The following is a 23,359-nucleotide window of genomic DNA, read 5'->3' as shown; positions in this document are numbered from 1 at the left end:
CGTCATGAATCGGTCATTTCCGGTGTCAGCCGCCCAGTATCCGCCACAGTGGACCATGAAGGGTCATCGGGGCGTGCGGGCGCGGATTGACAGGTCCCCCGTACGGGGTCACGTTGAGTGCATGCGCATCGGGCTCATCGGAACGGGCCGGATCGGCTCCTTCCACGCGGCCTCCCTGGCCCGCCACCCGGACGCCGGCTCGCTGCTGCTGGCCGACGCCGAGCCGGGGCGGGCCGCGCGGCTCGCGGAGCGGCTGGGCGCCACCGCCGCGCCCTCCGTCGACCAGGTCTTCACCTGGGGCGTGGACGCGCTGGTCGTGGCCTGTGCCACGGACGGGCACGCCGGCCTCGTCGTCCGGGCGGTGCGCGGCGGGCTGCCGGTGTTCTGCGAGAAGCCGCTGGCCCCCGACCTGGAACGGACCCTGGCGGTGCTGCGCGAGGTGGCCGCCGCCGGCGGGGTGCTCCAGGTGGGCTTCATGCGCCGGTTCGACGCCGGGTACCGGACCGCGCGGGAGCTGGTCCGTTCGGGTGCCCTGGGCCGGCTGCACACCGTCCGCACGATGACCGCCGACCCGGCGCCGCCGCCCGCCGCCTACCTCGCCGCCTCCGGGGGCCTGTACCGGGACTGCCTGGTGCACGACTTCGACATGGCGCGCTGGGTGACCGGGCGGGAGGTCACCGAGGTGTACGCGGCCGGTTCGGACGCCGGGCCGGCCGTCTTCCGCGAGAGCGGGGACGTGGACACGGCGGCGGCCGTCCTCACCCTGGCCGACGGGACCCTGGTGACCTGTACCGGCACCCGCTGCAACGGCGCCGGCTACGACGTGCGGATGGAGCTCGCCGGGGAGCGGGACCAGGTCTGCTGCGGGCTGGACGACCGTACGCCGATCGCCTCGACGGAGCCGCACGGGCCGCCCCCGGCGAGCAAGCCGTGGACCGGGTTCCTGGAGCGGTTCGCCCCCGCCTACGAGGCGGAGCTCGCGGCCTTCGTGCGGCTGGTGCGCGGCGAGGGGGCCAACCCGTGCGACGGGCGGGAGGCACTGGCCGCCTTCCGGGTCGCCGAGGCGTGCGAGCGCTCGCGCCGGGAGCGGCGCCCGGTACGGCTGGAGGAGCTCCCGGACCTGTAGGGCGGGCATGCGGGCCACAGTAGGCCTGGTGATCGAATGCGCTGAGGCGATTGTCGGCCAATCGCCCCCGCCGGTCGGCCCGTCAGGGGTTCATTCCGGGTTCCGGTCCGCCGCGCGCCGCCCCCAGGCGGTACCGGCGAGGACGAGCGCCGCTCCGGCGAGACCGGCCGGGCCCGGATGGTCGCCGCCGAGGGCGATCCCGGCGGCCGCCGCCCACAGCGGTTCGGTGCCCAGGAGCAGGCTGACCCGGGAGGGCGAGGTCCGGCGCACGGCCCACATCTGCACGAAGAAGGCGAACAGCGTGCAGCACACGGAGAGGAAGGCGAGCCCCGCCCACTGGGCCGGGCCGAAGTCCGCGGCAGCGGCCCACGGGCTCGCGCCGGTGCCGGGCAGGGCGGCCAGCAGGACGAAGACGAGGACGGCGGAGCCGAGCTGGACGGTGGTGAGCGAGAGGGAGTCGGCGTCCCGCACGGCCTCGATCCGGGCCATCAGCAGCACGTGCAGGGTGCGGGCGAGGGCCGCGCCGAGGATCAGCAGGTCCCCGGCGCCCGGAGCGGTGAATCCGGCGCCCTGGGTGAGCAGGACGACACCGGCGACGGAGAGCCCCGCGGCCGCCAGGAAGGCGGCCGGGGGCGCCGTGCGGCGCGCGGCGGACTCGGCGAGCGGGGTGAACACCATGGTCAGGCTGATGATCAGCCCGGCGTTGGTGGCGGAGGTGTGCACCACCCCGTAGGTCTCCAGCAGGAAGATCCCGCCGAGGACGAGGCCCAGCAGGGCGGCGCCGCGCAGCTGGGCGGCGTTCAGCGCCCGCAGCCGGCGGCGTCCGGCGAGGGCCAGGGCGGGCAGGACGAGTGCGAAGCGCAGGACGAGCACGGCGACGACGGTGTGGGAGGCGGTGACGCCCTTGGCCGCGAGGTAGCTGCAGCCCCAGAAGACGGCGACGAGCAGGACGGGCAGGTCCGCGAGCCGGGCCCGGCGGGGGGCGAGGGCGGGGGCGGGGGTGACGAGGCTGGACACCGGGGCGGCTCCGACGGCGGGAAGGGGTGGGAGACGTCGGCGGCTCGCACGGATGCGGGGCCACGGTAGCCCGGGGTGGTCGTGCGGTCGAGCGGATATCACCGCCGCCCGCGGCCCCGGCCCGGGCCGCCCCGGGCCGCCTGGGCCCGCCTCGACCCGCCCCGGGCCGCCCGGCCCCGGCCTCCTCAGGCCTCGAAGTCCTGGAACGGGGCCCGCCCCGTGGGCCGGTAGGTGTGGATGGCCGTGCCGCGCTCCGTGGTGCGCGAAGCGGTCAGCTCGCAGGCCGTGGGCAGCCCGCCGGTGGGGAACAGGCGCCGGCCCGCGCCCAGGAAGACCGGGAAGACGAGCAGGTTCAGCTCCTCGACCAGGTCCCGCGCGAGCAGCCACTGCGCGAGCCGCCCGCTGCCGTGCACCTGGAGCTCCCCCTCGGTGGCGTCCTTGGCCCGCACGACCTCCGCCTGGAGCTGCTCCCCGTCCAGGACGGCGGCCGGCCCCCAGGCGGGCTCCTTGAGCGTGGTGGAGGCGACGTACTTCGTCAGCCGGTTCAGCCGGTGCGCGATCGGGTTGGCGGGGTCGTCGTGGTGGGGCCAGTACGCGGCGAAGATCTCGTACGTGCGCCGGCCGAGCAGGAAGGCGCCCGCGCGGCCGAAAACCTCCTCCATGAAGGCCTGCATGCCCGCGTCGGCGTGGGGGGCGAGCCAGCCCCCGTAGGCGAAGCCGTCGCCGTCGTCCTCCTCACGCGCTCCGGGGGCCTGCATCACCCCGTCGAGGGTGAGGAAGGTGGTGAGGGTCAGCTTGCCCATGGGTCGGCGCTCCTCGTGTCGGTGTCCTGTCCCCTTCCAGCCTCCCGGGCGCCCCGGCACTCGGCGCCGCGGCGCGCGTGAACGCGAGGTCGGATTCCCGCCAGCGCCACCGGGAGCGCCCGGATTTGATTGAACTCGCAACCAATCAGTACGGGAGGGAACGGGAATGAACGGCAACACGGTGGCCCTGGTGACGGGCGGCAGCCGGGGGATCGGGGCGGCCACGGCGCTGCGGCTGGCGGAGGACGGCTTCGACGTGGCGCTCACCTACGTGGACGGCGCGCGGGCCGCGGCGGAGGTGGTCGCCAGGATCGAGGCGCTCGGCCGGCGGGGCCTGGCGGTACGGGCGGACGCGGGCGCCCCCGAGGGCCCGCGGGAGGCGGTGGAGGAGACCGTGCGCACGCTCGGGCGGCTCGACGTGCTGGTCAACAACGCGGGCGTGGGTGTGCTCGGCCCCGTCGGGGCGCTCGGCGCGGCGGACGTGGACCGGGTGCTCGGCGTCAACGTCCGGGGCGCGTTCCTGGCCGCGCAGGCGGCGGCCGGGCACATGGGCTCCGGCGGACGGATCGTCACCGTCGGCAGTTGCATGGTGGCGCGGGTCCCCGGCCCGGGCGGCACGCTGTACGCGATGAGCAAGGCGGCCATGACGGGCCTGACGAAGTCCCTCGCCCGGGAACTCGGCGGCCGCGGCATCACGGCCAACCTGGTCCACCCGGGGCCCACGGACACCGACATGAACCCGGCCGACGGCCCGTACGCGGACCCGCAGCGGGCGATGACCGCGCTCGGCCGCTACGGCACACCGCAGGAGGTGGCGGCCATGGTGTCCTTCCTCGCCGGACCGGACGCCGCGTACGTCACCGGGGCGGAGTTCTCGGTGGACGGCGGCCACGCGGCGTAGCCCTCGGAGCCGGGCGTGCGGACGGGTTCCGGGGCCGCTGCGGGCCCCGGCCCCCGGCGGTCCCGGCCGGGGAGCGCCGATGGGGCGCACCACGAAAGCGGTGCTCCCCTTCGGCGTCTTCCTGACCCCGGGGGTGTCGGCCCCCGGGGCGGGTCGAAAGCGGGCCCGGATCAGCCGCCCAGCTCCTGGTGACGGGCGGCCAGGGCGGCCGCGCCGTTCTCCGTCAGCGAGCCGAAGAGGCGCAGGCGGGAGAAGCCGCCGTCCGGGAAGATGTCGATCCGGACGTGCGTGCCGACCGCCGGGACGTCCAGCACGAAGCGGTGGTTGGTGTCGGGCTGCAGGCGGGTGCGCGGCAGGAACTCCGTCCACTCGCCCTCCTCGCCCGTCTTGACGGAGAGCGAGGCCCAGCCGGCCGAGTTGCCCTTGAGGTAGGCGGTGTCGATCTCGACGGCGCGGATCTCGGACTCGGTGACGAGCTGGTAGCGGATCCAGTCGTTGCCGTTGTCACGACGGCGCGCGGTCTCCCAGCCGTCGTCCATCTTGCGGGAGCGGCCCGGGTTGATGGTGTTGGTCGGCGGGGAGTAGAAGCGGTTGGACGCGTCCTGGACCGAGCCGCCGTTCTCCAGCGCCACCACGTCGAAGGAGCCGAGCGCCGCGAGCCACTTCGGGTCCGGGAGGACCTCGCCGTAGACGCGCAGGCGGGCGATGCCGCCGTCGGGGTGCTGGTTGACGCGCAGGTGCGTGAAGCGCTGCTCCACGGCGATCTCGAAGCCGTTGGCCGCGTGGCCGCCGACCGGGGTGCGCTCGACGAGGGTCGTCCACTTCACGTCGTCGCCCAGGAGCTCCTCCGGGGTCGGCGCCAGGGCGCCCTCCCAGTTGGTGCCCTCGACGGAGACGGCCTGCGGCATGTTGCCGCGGAAGTGGGCGGTGTCGACGACGATGCCGCGGATCACGCCGGGGGCGCCCAGGCGCACCAGCGCCCAGTCGTGGTCCTCGGGGGTCGGCCAGGGCTGAGTGGCGGAGACGCCGCGGCGGCGGCGGGTCTCCCAGCCGTCCATGACCTTGCCCTTGTGGCCGAAGTCCTCGGGGTCGAAGTGCGCGGCCTCGGAGATCAGCAGGTTCTCGCGCTGGGCGAAGAACTCGTCGTTGGCGGCGATGACACCGGCGCCCAGCTCACGCGCGGCGAGGTTCGCGTACTGGGTGAACGGGAAGTCCGCGGTGCGGTAGTCCGCGTACGGGTCGCCGCCCCCGTACGGGTTCGCGTTACCGGTGAAGGATTCAATCGCCACTGTCAGTTCTGCCTTTCAAGGAGGAGGCCCGTGGGCTCGGTCGGGGTGCCGTGGTCGGCGATCTGCGTGCCGCGCAGCCAGGTGGACTTCACGACGCCGTGCAGGGTCTTGCCCGCGTACGCCGTGACCTGGTTGCGGTGGTGGAGTTCGGCCGGGTCCACGGTGAAGGTCTCTTCGGGGGCCAGGACGGCGAAGTCGGCGTCGCGGCCGGCCTCGATCGCGCCCTTCTGCGCCAGCCCGGCGAGGGCGGCCGGGGCGGTGGACATCCAGCGGACGACGTCCTCCAGGGTGCGGCCGCGCCTGCGCGCCTCGGTCCAGATGGCGGGCAGGCCGAGCTGGAGGGAGGAGATGCCGCCCCAGGCGGTGGCGAAGTCACCGGTCTTGAGGTCCGCGGTGGACGGCGAGTGGTCGGAGACGATGCAGTCGATGGTGCCGTCGGCGAGCGCGTCCCACAGGACGTCCTGGTTGGCGGCCTCGCGGATGGGCGGGCAGCACTTGAACTCGGTGGCGCCGTCGGGGACTTCCTCGGCGGTGAGGGTGAGGAAGTGCGGGCAGGACTCGACCGTGATCTGCACGCCCTCGGCCTTGGCGGCGGCGAGCAGCGGCAGCGCGGAGGCGGAGGACAGGTGCAGGACGTGGACGCGGGCGTTCAGCCGCTTCGCCTGGGCGATCAGGTTCTCGATCGCGGTGTTCTCGGCGTCCTGGGGACGGGAGGCGAGGAAGTCGGCGTACTTGGGGCCCGGGTTCTGCGGCGCGGACTCCAGGTGGTGCGGGTCCTCGGCGTGCACGATCAGCAGGCCGCCGAAGCCGGTGATCTCGGCGAGGGAGGTGGCCAGCTGCTCCTGGTCCAGCAGCGGGAACTCGTCCACGCCCGACGGCGACAGGAAGCACTTGAAGCCGTAGACCCCGGCGTCGTGCAGCGGGCGCAGGTCCTTGACGTTGTCCGGCAGGGCGCCGCCCCAGAAGCCCACGTCCACGTGCGCCTTGGCCCGGGCGACCTCCTGCTTGACGCGGAGGTGGTCGACCGTGGTGGTCGGGGGCAGGGAGTTGAGGGGCATGTCGAGGATGGTGGTGATGCCGCCGGCGGCGGCCGCGCGGGTCGCCGTCCAGAAGCCCTCCCACTCGGTGCGGCCCGGGTCGTTGACGTGGACGTGGGTGTCCACGAGACCGGGGAGCAGGACGTCGTCGCCGAAGTCCTCGAGCCGGGCTCCGGCCGGTACCTCGGCCCCGTACGCCAGCACGGCCGCGATCTTCCCGTCGGCGACGGCCACCGAGGCGGCGCGCGTCCCCTCGGGGGTGATGACGCGCGTCGAGCGCAGTACCAGTTCCACAGGCACGTCGGCCACCGGAACCTCCCCATCTACTTCCACAGAGCGAAATTCAACGTTCTGTTGACGGAGTCTCCATCCCGATCCGGGGCCAGTCAAGAGCGCCCGGAGGGACTGCTGACACGTATGCACCGCAATTGGATGTTTCCACGAGATGGAATTAAGATTTCACTATCCAGAATGTAGCTACCACCACCGGCACCCGGACCGGTAACTTCCGAGGACGTCCGCCACCAGGACAAACCGCCTCTGACCGGCGGGGACGGCCGAGGCCCGGCTCTAGGGCCGACGTCGACCGACCGGTAGGCTGCTTCCTTGCCTGCCAGCACCGAAAGGACCGCGCCGTGCCGACGTCCAGCGCCAGCACCACCGACGCTTCCGCCAAGCCCACCGCCGCCAGCGGTGGCGTCCAGTCCCTCGAGCGCGCCTTCGATCTGCTCGAACGGATGGCCGACGCCGGGGGCGAAGTCGGTCTCAGCGAGCTCTCCGCCGCGAGCGGCCTGCCGCTGCCCACCATCCACCGTCTGATGCGCACCCTCGTCGCCTGCGGCTACGTCCGGCAGCAGCCCAACCGACGGTACTCCCTCGGCCCCCGCCTGATCCGCCTCGGCGAGTCGGCGTCGCGGCTGCTGGGCACCTGGGCGCGCCCCTACCTCGCCCGGCTGGTCGAGGAGACCGGCGAGACCGCCAACATGGCCCTGCTCGACGGGGACGAGATCGTCTACGTCGCCCAGGTGCCGTCCAAGCACTCCATGCGCATGTTCACCGAGGTCGGCCGCCGGGTGCTGCCGCACTCCACCGGCGTGGGCAAGGCGCTGCTGGCCCACACCCCGGCCGAGGAGGTACGGGCCCTGCTGGCGCGCACCGGGATGCCGGCCGCGACCGAGAAGACCATCACCACGCCCGAGGGCTTCCTGGAGGCGCTGGAGCAGGTCCGCAGGGCCGGGTACGCGGTCGACGACAACGAGCAGGAGATAGGGGTCCGCTGCCTGGCCGTGTCGGTGCCGAACTCGCCGACCGCCGCCGCGATCTCGATCTCGGGACCGGCCGGCCGGGTGACGCAGGAGGTGGCCGAGTCCTTCGTGCCGATCCTGCAGGGCGTGGCCGCGGAGCTGTCGGTGGCCCTGCAGAGCCAGAGCCCCGCGTAGGGCCCGCAGGCCGTCACGCGCGCACGAGAGCCCCGGCGTCCCTCCCCCTGTGGGGGGCGCCGGGGCTCTCGCGTGCGCGGGCCCGGGTGGGCCGGGGGGTCAGGCCGCCGGGGCGGCCGCGGAGGGCTCGGCGGGCCGGGCGCCGCGGGTGAGGCGGCCGTCGGTCATGGTCGCCGTGCGGTCCATCCGGTCCAGGTGGGCGTGGTCGTGCGTGACCAGCACGGTGGCGGTGGAGCGCTCGCGGGTCAGGGTGACCAGCAGGTCGAGGACGGCCGCGCCGCGCTCGTGGTCCAGGGCGCTGGTGGGCTCGTCGACCAGCAGCACGGAGGGCTCGTTCATCAGGGCGCGGGCGATGTTCACCCGCTGGCGCTGCCCGCCGGAGAGCTGGTGGGGGCGCTTGTCGGCCTTGTCGGCCAGGCCCACCGCGTCCAGCAGCTCCAGGGCCCGGCGGCGCAGCTGCCGGGCGGGGCGGCCGGAGAGGTGGGCCATCACCTGGAGCTGCTCGGCGGCGGTCAGCGAGGCCAGCAGGTTGGGCTGCTGGAAGACGATGCCGATCTCCTCGCGGCGCAGGGCCGCCTTCTCGGCGGGGCCCAGCCGCGCGGTGTCCCGGCCCGCGACGAGGAGCCGCCCGGAGTCGGGGGTGACCAGGGTGGCCGCGACGGCCAGCAGGCTGGACTTCCCGGAGCCCGAGGGCCCCACGATCGCGGTGAGGGTGCCGGCGGGGACCTCCAGCTCCACCGCGTCGAGGGCGGTCAGGCGGCCGTCGCCGTCGGGGTAGGTGAGCGTGACGTCGTGGAGGAAGAGGGTCATCGGGCGCTCCCCAGGGCGGTCAGCGGGTCGACGGCGGTGATCCGCCGGATGGACAGGGCCGCGCCCAGCGCACCGAGCACGATCATGATCCCGGCGGGGGCCAGCACGGTGGCCGCGTCGAGGACGAAGGGCACGTCCCCGCCGCTGATCAGGGCCCCGATCCCGGACGCGAGGGCGGTGCCCGCGCCGGTGCCGATCGCCAGCATCACGACGGCCTGGCCGAGGGCGTCCTTGAGGAGGTACGGGGTGGAGGCGCCCAGCGCCTTCAGCACGGCGATGTCGGCGCTGCGCTGGATGGTCCACACGGTGAAGAAGGCCCCTATGACCAGCGCCGAGATGGCGAAGAGGAAGCCGCGCATCAGCTGGAGCGAGCCGTTCTCGGCCTGGTAGGACCCTATGGCGCCGAGGGCCTCGTCGACGGTCTGGCTGCGGGTGCCCGCCGCCTCGTCGCCGGCCGCCCAGTCCACGTTCCCGGAGCCGTCCAGGGCGAGGACCGTGGCGGTGGTGCCGGAGGGGGCGCCGGGGTTGCCGACGCGCTGCCAGTCGCCCAGGTCCGTCCAGACGACCGGGGTGTGGCTGTAGGCGGCGGTGCCCGAGACGGCGGCGACGGTCAGCTCCAGCGGACCGGCCCGGAACCGGTCCCCGGCGGAGAGCCCGCCCAGTTCCTTGGCGGCCTTCTCGGAGAGGACGGCCCTGCCCGGGCCGAGCCCCGTCCCGGCGGGGGCCAGGCGGCCGGCGGGCTCGACGCCGAAGAGGGAGACGGCGGCCGTGCGCTCACCGGCGAGGGCGTTGGTGGTGCGGATGCCGAGCGGCTCCGCGGCCTTGACGCCGGGGCGCCCGCGCCAGGTCCGCCAGGCGCTCTCGGGCAGCTGGGAACCGGTGAAGGAGACCTTCTGGTCCCCGGGCGGGACGGCGAAGGCCAGACGGGAGGCGGGCAGCCCGGTGACGGCCGAGATGTTCTCCCGGGCCAGACCGGACGTGAGCCCCGACAGCAGGCCGACCAGCAGCGTGATCAGCAGGACGACCGAGCCCATGAGGGCGAAGCGGCCCCTGGCGAACCGTAGATCTCTCCATGCGACGAACATGTCCCCCACCTTGGTCGTCCGCCCGTGCCCCGGGCATCGCGCCACGGGAGGGATCCTGGTATCGAAGGAGGCATTCCGATATCGAACTTTCGGTTGACCGGGGCCCCCCGCGGCCCGCTTACGCTGGTCGGACGATGTCCTCCGCCGCGCCCTCCCGCCCCCTGACCCCCGTCACCCGCGTCCTGCGGCTGTGCCTGCACGCCCTGTTCGCGGGGCTGCTCGCGCTGGCCGCGGGCCGGGCCGTCACCGGCTCCGGGACCCGGGCCGGATGGGTGGTCGCCGTCTGCGCCCTGCTGGCCGCCGTGTACGCGGCGGGGGTACGGGCCCCGGCGGTCGGGCGGTCGGCGCGCGCGGCCGGGGTGTGGCTGGCGGGGATGGGCGCGGTGTGGGCCGCGCTGCTCGTCCTGTCCCCCGACGGGCTGTGGATCGCGTTCCCGCTGTACTTCCTGGAACTGCACCTGCTGCGGCTGCGCTGGGCGCTGGCGGCGGTCGCGGTGACGGCCTGCGCGGCGATCGGCGGGTTCCTGGGGCACAGCGGCGCCGTCACCCCGGGGGCCTTCCTCGGGCCGCTGCTCGGCGGGGCCGTGGCGGTGGCCACGGTGCTGGGCTACCAGGCGCTGTACCGGGAGAGCGAGCGGCGCCGCGAGCTGATCGAGGAGCTCATCGCCACCCGGGCCGAGCTGGCCGCGGCCGAGCGGGGCGCGGGGATCCTCGCCGAGCGGGAGCGGCTGGCCCGGGAGATCCACGACACCCTCGCGCAGGGCCTGTCCTCGATCCAGCTGCTGCTCCGCGCGGCCGAACGGGCCCTGTCGGAGGACCCCGCGCCCGCCGGTCCCGTCCCCACCCCCGCTCCGGCGGAGGGCGCCGCGGGGACGGCCGGCGCCGTTCCCCCCGCTCCCGCAGCGGCAGCGCTGGCGCACATCGGCCGGGCCCGGGAGGCCGCGCAGGAGAACCTCGCCGAGGCGCGCCGGTTCGTCCGGGCCCTGGCTCCCCCGGACCTGGAGCACGGCTCGCTGGCGGGGGCGCTGGAGCGGCTGTGCTCGGGCGCGCCCGGCCCGCGCGTGCGCTTCTCGGTCAGCGGTCCGCCGCGCGAGCTGCCGACCCCGTACGAGGTGGCCCTGCTGCGGATCGCCCAGTCGGCGCTGGCCAACGTGGTGCGGCACGCCCGGGCGGACCGGGCGGAGATCACGCTGACCTTCATGGACACCTCGGTCACGCTGGACGTCGTCGACGACGGCCGCGGCTTCGACCCCGCCTCGGCCCCCTCCGGCGAGGGCGGCTTCGGCCTGCCCGCGATGCGCGCGCGGGCGGAGTCGCTGGGCGGGCTGTTCACCGTGGAGTCCGACCCGGGCCAGGGCACCGCCGTGGCCGTCACCCTGCCGCTGCCCCTGGAGGCCTGACGATGACCATCCGGCTGCTGCTCGCCGACGACCACCCGGTGGTCCGCGCCGGGCTGCGCGCGGTGCTGGACACGGAGCCGGACTTCGCGGTGGTCGCGGAGGCGGCGACGGCGGAGCGGGCCGTGGAGCTGGCGGCGTCGGAGCCGGTGGACGTGGTGCTGATGGACCTCCAGTTCGGGGCCGGGATGCACGGCTCGGCGGCCACGGCGGCGATCACCGCCCGGCCGGGCGGGCCCCGGGTGCTGGTGCTGACCACGTACGACACGGACGCGGACATCCTCGCGGCGGTGGAGGCGGGGGCCTCGGGCTACCTGCTCAAGGACGCCCCGCCGGAGGAGCTCGCGGCGGCGGTCCGCACGGCCGCGGCCGGCCAGTCGGCGCTGGCCCCCGCGGTGGCGCTGCGGCTGATGGACCGGATGCGGACCCCGGCGGAGGCGCTGACCAAGCGGGAGCTGGAGGTGCTCCAGCTGGTCGCGGACGGCCTGTCGAACCAGCAGATCTCCAAGCGGCTGTTCCTCAGCCAGGCCACGGTCAAGTCCCACCTGGTGCACGTGTACGCCAAGCTCGGCGTGGACTCCCGTACGGCGGCGGTGGCGGCGGCCGCCACCCGCCGGCTGATCCGCACGCCCTGAAATATCGGTGTCGCGGCGGCGTCGTGATCATTAAGGTCCGGACCATGGATCTCTTACGCACACGCGCCGTGGCCTCGGCCGCACTGACCGTCTCCCTCCTCCTCGGCTCCGCCGCCGCGGCCTCCGCGGCCACGCCCGAGCCCGCCGGGCCCGTGCTCACCGGCCTGTCCTGCGGCTTCGACGGCCGGACCCCGCCCCCGCCCGTCACCCCGGGCGACAAGGGCCGGACCGTCATGGAGGCCCGCTGCCTGCTGACCTTCTGGACCGGGCTGCAGGCGACCGAGGAGGAGCCGAGGGACTCCTTCGGGCCGGACGCGGAGGAGGCCACCCGCCTCTTCCAGGTCCGCCGGGGCCTGTCGGAGACCGGCACGGTCGACGCCGCGACCTGGACGGAGCTGCGGCACAGCTGAGCCGCGGCTCGCTACGCCACCCAGTAGGGCCGGTCCACCCCCGGGGCCAGCGGCACGCCGTCGTGGAAGGCCGCCGCGAGGAGCCGTACGCCCTCGTCGAGGCGGTCGGGCGGCAGGGTGTACGGGATGCGCAGCCGGTGCTCGAAGGTGCCGGGGTCGACGCCGAAGCGGGCGCCCCGGCCGATGTGCACCCCGGCGGCGGCCGCCCGTTCGGCGAGGGCGGAGCTGACGGGCTCGCCGAGGTCGACCCAGAGCGAGAGGCCGCCGGGCGGCAGCCGCCAGGACCACTCCGGGGTGTGCCGCTGCAGCGAGCCCACCAGGGCCGCCCGCCGGACCCGCAGCTCGGCGAGCCGCCGGGGCAGGGACCGGTCGAGGCCCTCCAGCAACGGCAGGGCCACCACCTGGTCGAGGACGGAGCCGGTCATGTCGGCCGACACCCGGACCGCCGTCAGCTCGTTGACGAGCTTCGCGGTGGCCCGGATCCAGCCCACCCGCAGCCCGCCCCAGTGGGTCTTGCTCAGCGAGCCGATGGTGATCACGTGGTCGGCGCCGGAGCGCGGAGCGAGCGAGGCCAGCGGGGCGGGGGCGGGCACGTCCAGGGCGATGTCGGCGATGGTCTCGTCCACCACCAGCCAGGTCCCGGTGGCCCGGGTCGCCGCCAGCAGCCGCAGCCGGTGCTCCTCGGGCATCAGGGCGCCGGTCGGGTTGTGGAAGTCGGGGATGGTGTACGCCAGCCGCGGGACGGTCTGGTGGAGGGTGGACTCGGCCGTCTCCATGTCCCAGCCCGCGTCGGAGACGGGGACGGAGCCGGTGCGCAGCCGGGCGTGGCGCAGGGCGTCGAGGGCGTTGGCGTAGGTGGGGCTCTCGGTGACGACCCGGTCGCCGGGCCGGCAGAGCAGGCTGACGACCAGGGCGAAGGCCTGCTGGGCACCGGCGGTGACCAGGATCTGCTCGGGGCGGGTGGGCAGCCCGCGCCGGGTGAAGCGGTCGGCGACGGCCGCGCGCAGGTCGGGCAGGCCGAAGGGGTGGTAGCCGGGGTCGCGGGCGAGGGCGGGCAGCCGGGGGGCGGCCCAGGCGAGGGCCTGCGCGAGGCTGTCCGCGGGGGCGCCCATCGCGGCGATGGCGAGGTCGATGCCGGGCTCCCCGTCGGCCCGGCCGCCGACCCCGCCGACCAGCAGGTGGGCGCCGACCGGGCCGTGCCCCTCGGGGAGCTCGGTCCAGGTGCCGGAGCCGCGGCGGCTGCGGACGTAGCCGCTCTCGCGCAGCAGGTCGTAGGCGCCGGTGACGGTGGCGCGGCTGGCGCCGACGGCCTCGGCGAGCTCGCGTTCGGCGGGGAGGCGCACGTGCAGGGCGATCCGGCCGTCGAGGATCAGGGTGCGGACGGCGTCGGCGAGGGACCGGTAGCCGGGGCGGGCCAGGACCTCGGCCGGGAGCATCGCCGCCAGTTGGCGGCTGCCGACGGTCCTGTCGGCCGTATGGACCACTCTGTGGACCTCTCGCCCGTTCGCCATGCCAACCTCCCCTGATTGGCTCTGCCCGCCAGGCCAATCCGGGACCAGACTCGCTGTATTGGCCCCCGATTGGCAAGGAGAGTCCGGAATGCCGTACGACGTGTTCACCGACCGTGACGAGCGGGCGCTGCTGGCTGCCGCCGAGAACCGGATCTCCGAGCCCCTGCGGATCGGGGCCGCGCTGGCCTCCGTACGGCGGCTGCTCGCGCGGCACTCACCCGTACGGGCGACGAGGGCGCGAGAATCGCTGCCATGTCAGCAGCCGAACACACGACCCAGTCCGCTCCCCCGGTGAACGCCGGCGCGCCCCCGGTGATCGCGGGCCTGCTCCTCGCGGCCGGCGGCGGCCGGCGGCTCGGGGGGCGCCCCAAGGCCCTGCTCCCGTACCGCGGCCGCCCGCTGGTGGAGAACGCCGTCCGCGTGCTGCGCGAGGCCGGCTGCGGTCCGGTGCACGTCGTCCTGGGCGCGTCGGCGGCCGAGGTGCGCGAGCGGGCCGACCTGGCGGGGTGCGTGGTGGTGGACAACCCGGACTGGGCCGAGGGGATGGGCTCCTCCCTGCGGGTGGGCCTGGCCTCGCTGGCCGGCACGGGGGCGCACGCGGCCCTGGTCTCCCTGGTGGACCAGCCGGGCATCGGCCCGGAGGCGGTGGCCCGGGTGCGGGCGGCGTACCGGTCCCCGGCCAGCCTGGCGGCGGCCGCGTACGACGGGGAGCGCGGGCATCCGGTGCTGTTCGGGGCGGAGCGCTGGGCGGACGTAGCGGCGACGGCGACCGGGGACCGGGGGGCGCGGGTCCACCTGAAGAACCACGCGGACGAGCTCATGATGGTGGAGTGCGGGGACGTCGCGGCCGCCTTCGACATCGACACCCCGCCCGATCTGGCGCGCCTGGTCTGAGCCGGGCCCGGGCCGGGCCGGGGCGCCGCCGGAGCGGGCTGTGACCGCGATGGCACTGAGGGCCACGGGCAACTGGAATCTGTCGACTCAGAGAATCTCGACATCAACAAACCATTGAACTTCCACCATGAGGAAATTACTATCCACTGGTCAGAAGCGCCCGAACCCCCAGACGGCGCCCGCGACCGTTACCCGGAACTCTCCACACCCGACGGCACTGCGTGCCGTCTCGCGCGAGCATTCCCCGCGGCCGCAAGGCACCGCCGCTGAAGGAGTGACAGATATGTCCGCACCAGCGCCGTCCCCGCTGGCCATCGTCGACGCCGAGCCCCTGCCCCGGCAGGACGAAGTCCTCACGGATGCGGCCCTCGCCTTCGTGGCGGAGCTCCACCGGCGGTTCGCCCCCCGCCGCGCCGAGCTCCTCGCCCGACGCGGCGAGCGGCGCGCCGAGATCGCCCGCACCTCCACGCTCGACTTCCTCCCGGACACCGCACAGGTCCGCGAGGGCGACTGGAAGGTGGCGCCGGCCCCGGCCGCCCTGAACGACCGCCGCGTGGAGATCACCGGTCCCACCGACCGCAAGATGACCATCAACGCCCTGAACTCGGGCGCCAAGGTCTGGCTCGCCGACTTCGAGGACGCCTCGGCTCCCACCTGGGAGAACGTGGTCCTCGGCCAGCTCAACCTCATCGACGCCTACGAGCGCCGCATCGACTTCACGGACGCGCGCACCGGCAAGGCATACGCCCTGAAGCCCAACGACGAGCTCGCCACGGTCGTCATGCGCCCGCGCGGCTGGCACCTGGAGGAGCGCCACCTCAGCTTCGAGGGCGGCCCGGCCTCCGGCTCCCTCGTCGACTTCGGCCTGTACTTCTTCCACAACGCCCAGCGCCTGATCGACCTGGGCAAGGGCCCCTACTTCTACCTCCCGAAGACGGAGTCGCACCTGGAGGCCCGCCTCTGGAACGAGATCTTCGTCTTCGCCCAGGACTACGTCGGCATCCCGCAGGGGACCGTCCGCGCGACCGTCCTGATCGAGACCATCACCGCGGCCTACGAGATGGAAGAGATCCTCTTCGAGCTCAAGGACCACGCGGCGGGCCTCAACGCGGGCCGCTGGGACTACCTGTTCTCCATCGTCAAGAACTTCCGCGACGGCGGCGAGAAGTTCGTCCTGCCGGACCGCAACGCGGTCACCATGACGGCGCCCTTCATGCGCGCCTACACCGAACTGCTCGTCCGCACCTGCCACAAGCGCGGCGCGCACGCCATCGGCGGCATGGCGGCCTTCATCCCCTCCCGCAAGGACGCCGAGGCCAACGCGGTGGCCTTCGCCAAGGTCAAGGCCGACAAGGACCGCGAGGCCGGCGACGGCTTCGACGGCTCCTGGGTCGCCCACCCCGACCTGGTCCCGATCGCCATGGCCTCCTTCGACGCCGTCCTGGGCGAGAAGCCCAACCAGAAGGACCGCCTCCGCGAGGACGTGGCCGTCGCCCCCGGCGACCTGATCGCGATCGACTCCCTGGACGCCCGGCCCACCTACGAGGGCCTGCGCAACGCCGTCCAGGTCGGCATCCGCTACATCGAGGCCTGGCTGCGCGGCCTGGGCGCCGTCGGCATCTTCGGCCTCATGGAGGACGCCGCCACCGCCGAGATCTCGCGCTCCCAGATCTGGCAGTGGATCAACGCCGGAGTCGTCTTCGAGAACGGCGAGCGCGCCACCGCCGAACTGACCCGCACCTTCGCCGCCGAGGAACTCGCCGCGATCCGCGCCGAGGCCGGCGAGGAGGCCTTCGCGGCCGGGAAGTGGCAGCAGGCCCACGACCTCTTCCTCAAGGTCTCCCTGGACGCCGACTACGCGGACTTCCTGACCCTCCCCGCGTACGACCAGCTGACCGGCTGACACCCCCACTTCGGCTGAATCGCACAGCAGCCGAACCCCCTCCGCCCCCGCCGCCCTCCCAGGGCGCCGGGGGCGGGGTCGTTCCCCCGGGCTCGCGGCCGTTTGCCGAGGGGGACGCGCCGTGCGCGGGTGCGAAAGCACGCGGCCGTCCCCGCGCGCCGCTGCCGCGCCCGGGCCCCCGTCGGTCCGCCCCGGCGGAGCCTCCCCGCGCCCGACCGACCGGTCGGGCGTTACGTCATCGTAATCCGACTGTACCTAGCGGTAACAAGTGGGCGCGTGCCACCTTTCCGATGCCACCGGCGCCGGCGGTACCCCCACTTTCCAAGCCACGCACAGGAGTTGTTCCCGACTCCGGCGTGGCCGACCGCAGGAGTTCCGCAGTGATCGGATTCCGCAAGGCCGGCAAGGGCCGGGCCGTCCGGCGTCGTGTGCGGCGACTGGCCGGGGCCGGGATGGTCGTACCGCTGGCCGCCGGCGCGCTGCTCGTCGGCGGGGCCGGACCGGCCGCCGCCGGGCCCGGGACCGGGCCCACCGCCGTCGTGTCCATGGGCGACAGCTACATCTCCGGCGAGGCCGGGCGCTGGAAGGGCAACAGCCTGACCAACAGCGGGAGCAGGAACGGCACCGACCGGGCGTGGGTCAGTGCCAGTACCTACGACCCCGCGAAGGTGTACGGCAGCACGGCCGGCGGCTGCGACCGTTCGGACTCGGCCGAGGTGCTGAGCGCGGGCGCGGTCGCCGAGACGGCCGTGAACCTCGCCTGTTCCGGGGCGACTTCGGAGAACGTCTTCCGCGCCTCCAACGGGGGCGTCGCGTACAAGGGCGAGGCCCCGCAGGCAGACCAGCTGGCGGCCGTGGCCGCGAGCCGCAACGTGAAGGTCATCGCGCTGTCCGTCGGCGGCAACGACCTGGGCTTCGCCGACATCATCAAGGAGTGCGCGTACGACTTCGTGCTCTGGGGCTCGTACTGCTACGACGACCAGCAGGCGGCCGTCGACGCGAAGATCGACGGGGTGATGGCGAACGTCGGGAAGTCCGTCGACGAGATCCGGGCCGTGATGCGCGCGGCCGGGTACACCGACTCCTCGTACCGCATCGTGCTCCAGTCCTACCCCTCGCCGATCCCGCGCGGCGCCGAGAACCGGTACACCCAGAGCGACTGGAGCCGGCTCAACAGCGGCGGCTGCCCCTTCTGGAACCGTGACTCGGACTGGGCCCGCGACTCCCTGGTGCCGCAGCTCGCCGGGCGCCTCAAGCAGGTCGCGGCGGCCAAGGGCACCCAGTTCCTGGACCTGCGCGACATGATGCAGGGGCGCGAGGTCTGCGCGAAGGCCAGCAAGCAGGTCACCTCGACGGTCCCCGCGTCGGCGAAAACCAGCGAATGGGCCCGGTGGATCGACAACAACGAGACCCAGGGCCTGGTCCAGGAGTCCATGCACCCGAACTACTTCGGCCAGCTGGCCGTCGGCCGCTGCCTGGCCCTGGCCGTGGCGCAGCCCGCGGACTCGGCGTCCAGCTGCAAGAACACCGCCGGTGGCGACCAGAGCGGGATGTTCCTGACATCCGCTCCGTGATGCGGTGAGGACCCCGGGGGGCCGGCCGTCGGGCTGACATGATCAGGTCGCGATCGCCCGTCCCCCCGGGGAACCCCGTACCACCGAAGGAAGTTGACCGGACATGGCCGTCATCCACCGCACCACCATGAACCCCGGCAAGCTGGACCTGCTCGCCGGCTGGCTCCCCTCCCGCCCCTGGTACGCCGGCGCCTCCGGAGCGCCCGAGCTGGCCCGGGCCGGCGGGTTCCGGATCGACGACCCCGCGGGTGAGGTGGGCATCGAGTTCGTGGTGGTCACCGACGCGTCGGCGGCGGAGCCCGTCGCGTACCTCGTGCCGCTGACCTACCGCGGGGCTCCGCTCGAAGGGGCCGAGGCCGGTCTCGTCGGGACCTCCGAGCACGGGGTGCTGGGCACCCGCTGGATCTACGACGGGGCCCACGACCCGGTGCTCACCGAGCGGCTGATCGCCCTCCTGCGGGGCGACGCCGAACCGCAGCACCAGAGCGTGACCGGCGCCCCCGACCCGACCGTCGTCCCCGAGGCCGGCGAGGGCGCCCTGCCCGCCGGGGCGGCGGCGGTGGCCGTGGAGGACGGGCCGGAGGGCACCCGTCTCGTGGTCGAGGCGGACGGGCGGCGGCTCGGCGCGCTGGAGGTCGTGCGGGTGCTGGAGGCCGACCGGACCGGCGGCCCCGGCGCGCTGGGCCGCGTCACCGCCGAGTGGGAGCTGCCCGACGGGACCCGGGCGCGCGGGGCCGTCGCCGTGCTGCGGGAAGGCTGAGGGACGGGCCCTTACGCCGCGCGGTCCGGGCCCGTGAGGGCCTCCAGCGCCGTGGTGAAGGCCGCCCGGCAGCGGAGCCAGTCCGGGTCCGGGGCCGGGGAGTGCAGGTCGACGAGTTTGGGCAGCAGGTCCGCCGAGAAGGCGCGGGCCGCCTCCGCCGGGAGCAGCGAGGGCAGGTTGTCGATGGCTATCACGTCGAGCGGGCGGGTGCCGCCGCGCAGCCGGCGGGCCGGGGCCGACCAGTCGGTGAGGCGGTCGTAGACCGGGAGCAGGTGCAGTTCTGATCCGGTGTCACAGGTGATGTCGGCGATCACCGAGAGCCGGCCTGTGCCGGTCTCCAGGTCGGCGGGGGTCAGGAAGGGCGGCACGGGCCGGGTCGTCAGGACCGCGTTGACCAGGATGTCGTGGTCCAGCAGCGCGGCCCGGTCGAGCCGGCGGGTGGCCCCGCGCCCCCAGCGGGTGACCGCGATCCCGGCGGTGGTGAGGGCGTCGCAGGCACCGCGCCCGCTGCGGCCGCCCGCGCCGATCACCAGGGCGCGTAACCCGTCGGCCGGCGCGTCCCGCAGGCGGGCGTCCAGCTCCGGCCGGGGCGTCGGGACGAGGGGGGCGGTCAGCCGGCCCCGCACGTGCAGGGCGGCCAGGGCGGCGCCCGCGTACCCGGCCCAGTAGCCGAAGGCGGCGAGGCGCCGGCCCTGGGCGTCGGCCAGGTACTCCAGGTCGAGCAGGGTCCCGCCGCCCGCGGCGAACCGGCGCAGCAGTCCGGGCGCCTGGGGCTGGCCCTTGTAGGCGTGCCCGAAGTAGACGTGCCGGTGGTGCAGGGCCTCGGGTGCGGGCGGGAGCTCCTTGAGGCCGAGGACGTACGCCGTCCCGGGCGCGGCCCGCGCCCAGGAGCCGGCCGGGACGGTGCGGCAGCCGGCGGCGGCGTACGCGTCGAGCGGGAAGACGCGGTGGCCGGAGTCCTCCACGGTGATCCGTACGCCCTGCCGGACGAGGAGCCCGGCGTCCTCGGGGGTCAGGGGCGCACGCCGTTCGGTGGGTCGGGTCTCGCTGCGCATCCACAGCTGCGGGGTCTCGGCCATCGCTGTACCACCTGTCCGGTCAGAGGGGTGGGGCGAGCCAGCGCTCAAGCGATGTCTTTCCGCGTCCTTTACGCCGTACGCCGGATCGAGGCGGCAACTCCGGGCCCCCTGGCACCCCGTGCCCCGCGGGTCCTCCCCGGCCTCATCCCGGGCACCGAACGGCCCTCAGACCCGGCTCCGCATCCGGCCAGGCCCCGGCCCGCGACCGGCTCCGACCGCGCGTCGCGGCCTGCTCCGGCCCCCGGCCCCCCGCGGCCTGCCCCGGTACCCGGCTCCACGGCCGGCCGGGGCCCCGCCGCACGACCGGCCGGGGGCCCCGCCGCACGACCGGCGCCGACCGCGCGTCGGAACCGGCTCGGACGACGGCTCGCGACCGGCGCGCGCTCCGCCCGGAGGCCGGCTCCGGCGCCGCAGCACACCCGGCCCCGGGAGCGGCTCACAGCTCCGGGAGCAGTTCGCGCAAGGGGGTCCGGGCGCCCTCCGTGTAGGCGGTGTGGAGGTCCTCCGGGGTCAGGCGCAGCCGCAGGAGGCGCTCCGCGCGCGGGGGGCAGGCCGAGGCCGGGCGGTGGCCGGAGACGGCGCCGAGCAGCCGGGCGGCCAGCTCGTAGCGGCCGAGGTCGGCCTCCAGCTGGGCGAGCAGCTCCACCGAGAGGGCCTGGCCCAGCCGGTCGCCCAGCGCGAACTGGGTCTCCAGGGAACGCAGCAGCCAGGTGCGGGCCAGCGCCGGGCGGCCCTCGCGGCGCTGGAGGAGGGCCTGCGCGTAGCCGGCCCAGGACCGGGCCCACGGGTCGGAGCCGTCGGACGCCCCGGGGCCGAAGGCCACGGCCGCCGGGTCGGTGTACGCGAGGGCCATGGCCAGGCCCGCCTCCAGGGCCCGCCGCCCGGGCCCGTACTCGGGCTGCGCCGGCAGCAGTTCGAGGGCTTCGAGGTACTCGTCGCCGGCCTCCTCCGGCCGGTCCCGCCACAGGGCGACGGTGCCCCGGACGTGCGCCAGGTAGGCCAGTACGGTGTCCTCCCCCTCCTGCACGGCCGTGGTCCAGGCCTCCACCAGCAGCGGATCGGCCGCCTCCGCCTGGCCGAAGCTCGCCACCAGCCAGGCCGCCAGCCACAGGGCCCGGGCCGGGCGGGGCTCCGGGTGCAGGGCCAGGGCCCGTTCCAGGTGCCCGCGCCCCTCCTCCACCAGCCCGCACGCCGACCAGAGGAACCACAGCGACACCGCGATCTCCAGCGCGCCCGCCGCACCGGCCGGCGACCGGGGGTCCATCGCCAGCCGCAGTTCGGGCAGTTCCCGCAGGGCCAGGGCCCGGGCCTCCAGCTGCGCCCCCGACCGCCACAGCTGCGCGGCGCGTTCCGCGGTGACCCGGCAGCGTTCGTGGTGGCGGCGGACGGCGGTCGGCCCGTCCCCGAGCGGATCACGGGCCAGCCGCCGGGCCGCGTAGGCCCGTACGGTCAGCGGCAGCCGGTAGCGGCCCGCGTACCCGGGTTCCGCCAGCAGGGCCGGGGCCAGCCGCCGGAGGGTCTGGACGGCGGTCCGGGGGCCGAGCGCGCCGAAGCCGCAGACCTCGGCGACGGCGGCCTCGTCGAAGGAGCCCGCGAAGACCGAGAGGCGCTCCCACAGCAGCCGCTCCCCGGGGGCGGCCAGCCGGCACAGGCGCAGGGCGTCGGCCCCGCCCGCCGGGCCCGGGCCGCCGACGAGGAACTCCAGCGGGTCGGCGGTCAGCCGGCGCAGCGCCTCGGCGGGGCCGTGGCCGCGGGTCCGCACGGCCGCGAGCTCCAGCGCGCCGGGGATCCCGTCCAGGGCGCGGCACAGGGCGGCGACGGCCCCGGCGTTGTGCTCGGTGAGCTCGAAGCGGGGGTCGGCCCCCCGCGCCCGTTCCGTGTAGAGCCGTACGGCGGCGGACAGGGCCACCTCGGCCACCGCACGCGGTGCGGCGGGGTCCTCCGGGGCGGCCGGAAGGGCCAGCGGCCCGACGGCGAACCGGGTCTCCCCCGCCACGTCGAGGGTCCGCTGCGATGTGGCCAGAATCCGTACCCCCGGCCACCGTGCCAGGAGCTCCCCCACGAGCTCCCCGGCGAGGTCGCCGAGCTGCTCGCAGCCGTCCAGGACCAGCAGCGCCGCACGCCCGTCGAGCCCCGCGCCCAGCTCGTCGGCCAGGGCCGCCGGGCGGCCGGGACGCAGCCGGGACGTGCCGGCCCATACGATGTCGCCGCCCTGTCCGCCGCACAGCTCGCGGGCGGCCCGCACGGCGATCCGGGTCTTGCCCACTCCGGCCGGTCCCGTGAGCGTGACCAGGCGTTCCGTGGCCAGCAGGGCCAGGACGCGGGCCACTTCGGCGGCCCGGCCGACGAGGCTGGACAGCTCGGCGGGCACCGCTTGAGGCGCGCTCGAGCAGGGCTCCCCCATACGTCCTCCCGCTGCTCTCCTGGGGCTGCGCACGTCCGTCCTCTCCCGCACGGCCGCCCGATGCGGCGGTTGGGCGCACGAAGAGAGATGATCAGTCGAAAGTCCGGTTAACCGGTCCGGGGCCGGGAAAACCGCCAGGGGTAAGTATGAACTCGGCCATTTCCACCATTGACGACACCGACCGTGCGCTGGTGCACGCCCTCCAGCTCGCGCCCCGCGCCAGCTGGGAGCGGCTGGCGCCGGTTCTGGGTGCGCGCCCGGAGACCCTGGCCCGCCGCTGGGAGCGGATGACGTCCGCCGGGGAGGCCTGGGTGTCGGGGCTGGGGCTGCGGACGGGCGGCCAGGCGCCGTGCATGGCGTGGGTGGAGGTGATGTGCGCGGCGGGCGCCTCCCCGGCGGTGGGGGCGGCCCTGGTCGGCGACGCGCACACGATGGGGGTGGAGCACACGACGGGCGGCCGCGACCTGCTGGCCTTCGTGGCCGTGCCGGACCTGCACATGCTGTTCCGCTACCTGTCCTTCCGGGTGCAGCGGATCCCCGGGGTGACCGGGACCCGGTCCTCGATGGTCACGGCGGTGCACTCGCCCCCGGACCGCTGGCGGATGGACCACCTGTCCCCGGCGCAGGTCGCCCTGCTGACGGGGCGCACCCGGCGGGCCCCGGGGGCGCCGGGGGCGGTGGCCCCGCCGGTCGCCCCGGTACCGGAGGAGGACCGGCCGCTGCTGATGGCACTGGCCGCGGACGGGCGGCGCAGCGTGGCCGCGCTGGCCCGGGAGTCGGGGATGAGCGAGTCGACCGTACGGCGCCGGCTGGGGCGGCTGGAGGCGGGGCAGGGCCTGCGCTACAGCTGTGCGATGGCCTCGGGACTGTCCGGCTGGCCGGTGTCGGCGACCCTGTGGGCGGAGGTGCGCGAGCACGAGGTGTCCGACTGCGCGGCGGTGGCCGCGGGGCTGCGGGAAACGCGGACCTGCATGTCGGTGAGCGGCACCTGGAACTTCATGATCAGCGCCCGGCTGCGCACCATCGAGGGGCTCGCGCGCTACACGGCCGACCTGTCCCGGCGGCTGCCGGGGCTGCGGATCACCGACTCCGCGGTGGCGTTGCACGTGCGCAAGTCGGAGGCGCAGGAGCTGGACCAGACGGGGCGGCGGGTGCGGACGGTCCGGCCGGACATCTGGACGGACCCGGCGCCGGGGGTGGTGGACCGGACCTGATCCGGGCGCGCCGCCGGAAACGGCGGTGCCCCCGGCGGGCGTGCGCAGGCGCGTACGCCACACCCGCAGTG

20 protein-coding genes are annotated in these 23,359 nt (G+C 75.1%); 11 read left to right on the top strand and 9 right to left on the bottom strand.

Features of this window, described 5'->3' with window-relative positions:
• Window positions 1–121: 121 nt before the first annotated feature.
• Window positions 122–1,126, top strand: coding sequence for a Gfo/Idh/MocA family oxidoreductase (locus ACFVXK_RS01375; RefSeq protein WP_389609232.1), 1,005 nt, complete (start codon window positions 122–124; stop codon window positions 1,124–1,126).
• A 90-nt stretch (window positions 1,127–1,216) separates the two neighbouring features.
• Here the strand turns inward: ACFVXK_RS01375 and ACFVXK_RS01370 are convergent, their stop codons facing one another.
• Together ACFVXK_RS01370 and ACFVXK_RS01365 are read right to left on the bottom strand one after the other, a co-directional pair.
• The gene (locus tag ACFVXK_RS01370) at window positions 1,217–2,143 is read right to left on the bottom strand and encodes a DMT family transporter (RefSeq protein ID WP_389609230.1); all 927 of its coding nucleotides are present in this window, start codon (window positions 2,141–2,143) and stop codon (window positions 1,217–1,219) included.
• 185 nt (window positions 2,144–2,328) lie between these two features.
• Window positions 2,329–2,946: a dihydrofolate reductase family protein gene (locus ACFVXK_RS01365; RefSeq protein ID WP_389609228.1), complete on the bottom strand. Its 618-nt coding sequence runs from the start codon at window positions 2,944–2,946 to the stop codon at window positions 2,329–2,331.
• 166 nt (window positions 2,947–3,112) lie between these two features.
• On the opposite strand from ACFVXK_RS01365, the gene ACFVXK_RS01360 reads away from it, so the two are divergent.
• Window positions 3,113–3,847 carry an SDR family NAD(P)-dependent oxidoreductase gene (locus ACFVXK_RS01360; RefSeq protein ID WP_389609226.1) on the top strand — a complete coding sequence of 245 codons (735 nt, stop codon included), beginning with the start codon at window positions 3,113–3,115 and terminating at the stop codon, window positions 3,845–3,847.
• Window positions 3,848–4,017: 170 nt separating this feature from the next.
• On the opposite strand, the gene alc is transcribed toward ACFVXK_RS01360, so the two are convergent.
• Both alc and allB read right to left on the bottom strand, forming a co-directional pair.
• On the bottom strand, window positions 4,018–5,136 hold the full coding sequence (gene alc / locus ACFVXK_RS01355; protein ID WP_389609224.1) for an allantoicase: 1,119 nt from the start codon (window positions 5,134–5,136) through the stop codon (window positions 4,018–4,020).
• A gap of 2 nt (window positions 5,137–5,138) precedes the next feature.
• Complete coding sequence (allB, locus tag ACFVXK_RS01350) at window positions 5,139–6,473, bottom strand: allantoinase AllB (RefSeq protein WP_389609369.1); 1,335 nt, start codon at window positions 6,471–6,473, stop codon at window positions 5,139–5,141.
• A 335-nt stretch (window positions 6,474–6,808) separates the two neighbouring features.
• Here allB and ACFVXK_RS01345 point away from each other — a divergent pair, with 335 nt between their 5' ends.
• A complete protein-coding gene (locus ACFVXK_RS01345) occupies window positions 6,809–7,612 on the top strand; it encodes an IclR family transcriptional regulator (protein WP_389609222.1) in 804 nt (267 codons plus the stop codon).
• Window positions 7,613–7,711: 99 nt separating this feature from the next.
• Here the strand turns inward: ACFVXK_RS01345 and ACFVXK_RS01340 are convergent, their stop codons facing one another.
• Both ACFVXK_RS01340 and ACFVXK_RS01335 read right to left on the bottom strand, forming a co-directional pair.
• The gene (locus ACFVXK_RS01340) at window positions 7,712–8,422 is read right to left on the bottom strand and encodes an ABC transporter ATP-binding protein (protein WP_389609219.1); all 711 of its coding nucleotides are present in this window, start codon (window positions 8,420–8,422) and stop codon (window positions 7,712–7,714) included.
• Window positions 8,419–9,507, bottom strand: coding sequence for an ABC transporter permease (locus ACFVXK_RS01335; protein ID WP_389609217.1), 1,089 nt, complete (start codon window positions 9,505–9,507; stop codon window positions 8,419–8,421). Before ACFVXK_RS01335 ends, ACFVXK_RS01340 begins: the two co-directional genes overlap by 4 nt.
• 134 nt (window positions 9,508–9,641) lie before the next feature.
• On the opposite strand from ACFVXK_RS01335, the gene ACFVXK_RS01330 reads away from it, so the two are divergent.
• The 3 genes from ACFVXK_RS01330 to ACFVXK_RS01320 are packed head-to-tail and all read left to right on the top strand — an operon-like array spanning window position 9,642 to window position 11,949.
• Window positions 9,642–10,907 (top strand): sensor histidine kinase, encoded by a 1,266-nt coding sequence (locus ACFVXK_RS01330; protein WP_389609215.1) that lies wholly within the window; start codon window positions 9,642–9,644, stop codon window positions 10,905–10,907.
• Window positions 10,908–10,909: 2 nt separating this feature from the next.
• Window positions 10,910–11,539, top strand: coding sequence for a response regulator transcription factor (locus ACFVXK_RS01325; RefSeq protein WP_042815756.1), 630 nt, complete (start codon window positions 10,910–10,912; stop codon window positions 11,537–11,539).
• Between the two features lie 44 nt (window positions 11,540–11,583).
• Window positions 11,584–11,949, top strand: a complete 366-nt coding sequence (locus ACFVXK_RS01320; RefSeq protein ID WP_389609213.1) for a peptidoglycan-binding protein — start codon at window positions 11,584–11,586, stop codon at window positions 11,947–11,949.
• A gap of 11 nt (window positions 11,950–11,960) precedes the next feature.
• On the opposite strand, the gene ACFVXK_RS01315 is transcribed toward ACFVXK_RS01320, so the two are convergent.
• Entirely contained in the window at window positions 11,961–13,433 is a 1,473-nt protein-coding gene (locus tag ACFVXK_RS01315) for a PLP-dependent aminotransferase family protein (RefSeq protein WP_389609211.1), read from the bottom strand.
• Window positions 13,434–13,712: 279 nt separating this feature from the next.
• Between ACFVXK_RS01315 and ACFVXK_RS01310 the strand changes: the two genes are divergently transcribed.
• The 4 genes from ACFVXK_RS01310 to ACFVXK_RS01295 all read left to right on the top strand — a co-directional run bounded on the left by ACFVXK_RS01310 (window position 13,713) and on the right by ACFVXK_RS01295 (window position 18,591).
• Window positions 13,713–14,354: an NTP transferase domain-containing protein gene (locus ACFVXK_RS01310; protein ID WP_389609209.1), complete on the top strand. Its 642-nt coding sequence runs from the start codon at window positions 13,713–13,715 to the stop codon at window positions 14,352–14,354.
• A 283-nt stretch (window positions 14,355–14,637) separates the two neighbouring features.
• Window positions 14,638–16,257, top strand: coding sequence for a malate synthase A (aceB, locus tag ACFVXK_RS01305; protein ID WP_389609207.1), 1,620 nt, complete (start codon window positions 14,638–14,640; stop codon window positions 16,255–16,257).
• 290 nt (window positions 16,258–16,547) lie between these two features.
• Window positions 16,548–17,831, top strand: a complete 1,284-nt coding sequence (locus ACFVXK_RS01300; protein ID WP_389609205.1) for a GDSL-type esterase/lipase family protein — start codon at window positions 16,548–16,550, stop codon at window positions 17,829–17,831.
• Between the two features lie 103 nt (window positions 17,832–17,934).
• A complete protein-coding gene (locus tag ACFVXK_RS01295; RefSeq protein WP_389609203.1) occupies window positions 17,935–18,591 on the top strand; it encodes a 1,4-alpha-glucan branching protein in 657 nt (218 codons plus the stop codon).
• 11 nt (window positions 18,592–18,602) lie between these two features.
• Here ACFVXK_RS01295 and ACFVXK_RS01290 read toward each other — a convergent pair whose 3' ends face one another.
• Both ACFVXK_RS01290 and ACFVXK_RS01285 read right to left on the bottom strand, forming a co-directional pair.
• Window positions 18,603–19,670 (bottom strand): saccharopine dehydrogenase, encoded by a 1,068-nt coding sequence (locus ACFVXK_RS01290; protein WP_389609201.1) that lies wholly within the window; start codon window positions 19,668–19,670, stop codon window positions 18,603–18,605.
• Window positions 19,671–20,106: 436 nt separating this feature from the next.
• The gene (locus ACFVXK_RS01285; RefSeq protein ID WP_389609199.1) at window positions 20,107–22,041 is read right to left on the bottom strand and encodes an ATP-binding protein; all 1,935 of its coding nucleotides are present in this window, start codon (window positions 22,039–22,041) and stop codon (window positions 20,107–20,109) included.
• A gap of 179 nt (window positions 22,042–22,220) precedes the next feature.
• Here ACFVXK_RS01285 and ACFVXK_RS01280 point away from each other — a divergent pair, with 179 nt between their 5' ends.
• On the top strand, window positions 22,221–23,288 hold the full coding sequence (locus tag ACFVXK_RS01280; protein ID WP_389609197.1) for an Lrp/AsnC family transcriptional regulator: 1,068 nt from the start codon (window positions 22,221–22,223) through the stop codon (window positions 23,286–23,288).
• Window positions 23,289–23,359: the final 71 nt, after the last annotated feature.

It is taken from the genome of Streptomyces sp. NPDC058157 (assembly GCF_042884105.1).
Lineage (GTDB): Bacteria > Actinomycetota > Actinomycetes > Streptomycetales > Streptomycetaceae > Streptomyces.
The sequence above is the reverse complement of the archived record's forward strand: the minus strand, read 5'-3'. Positions and strand labels throughout refer to the sequence as shown.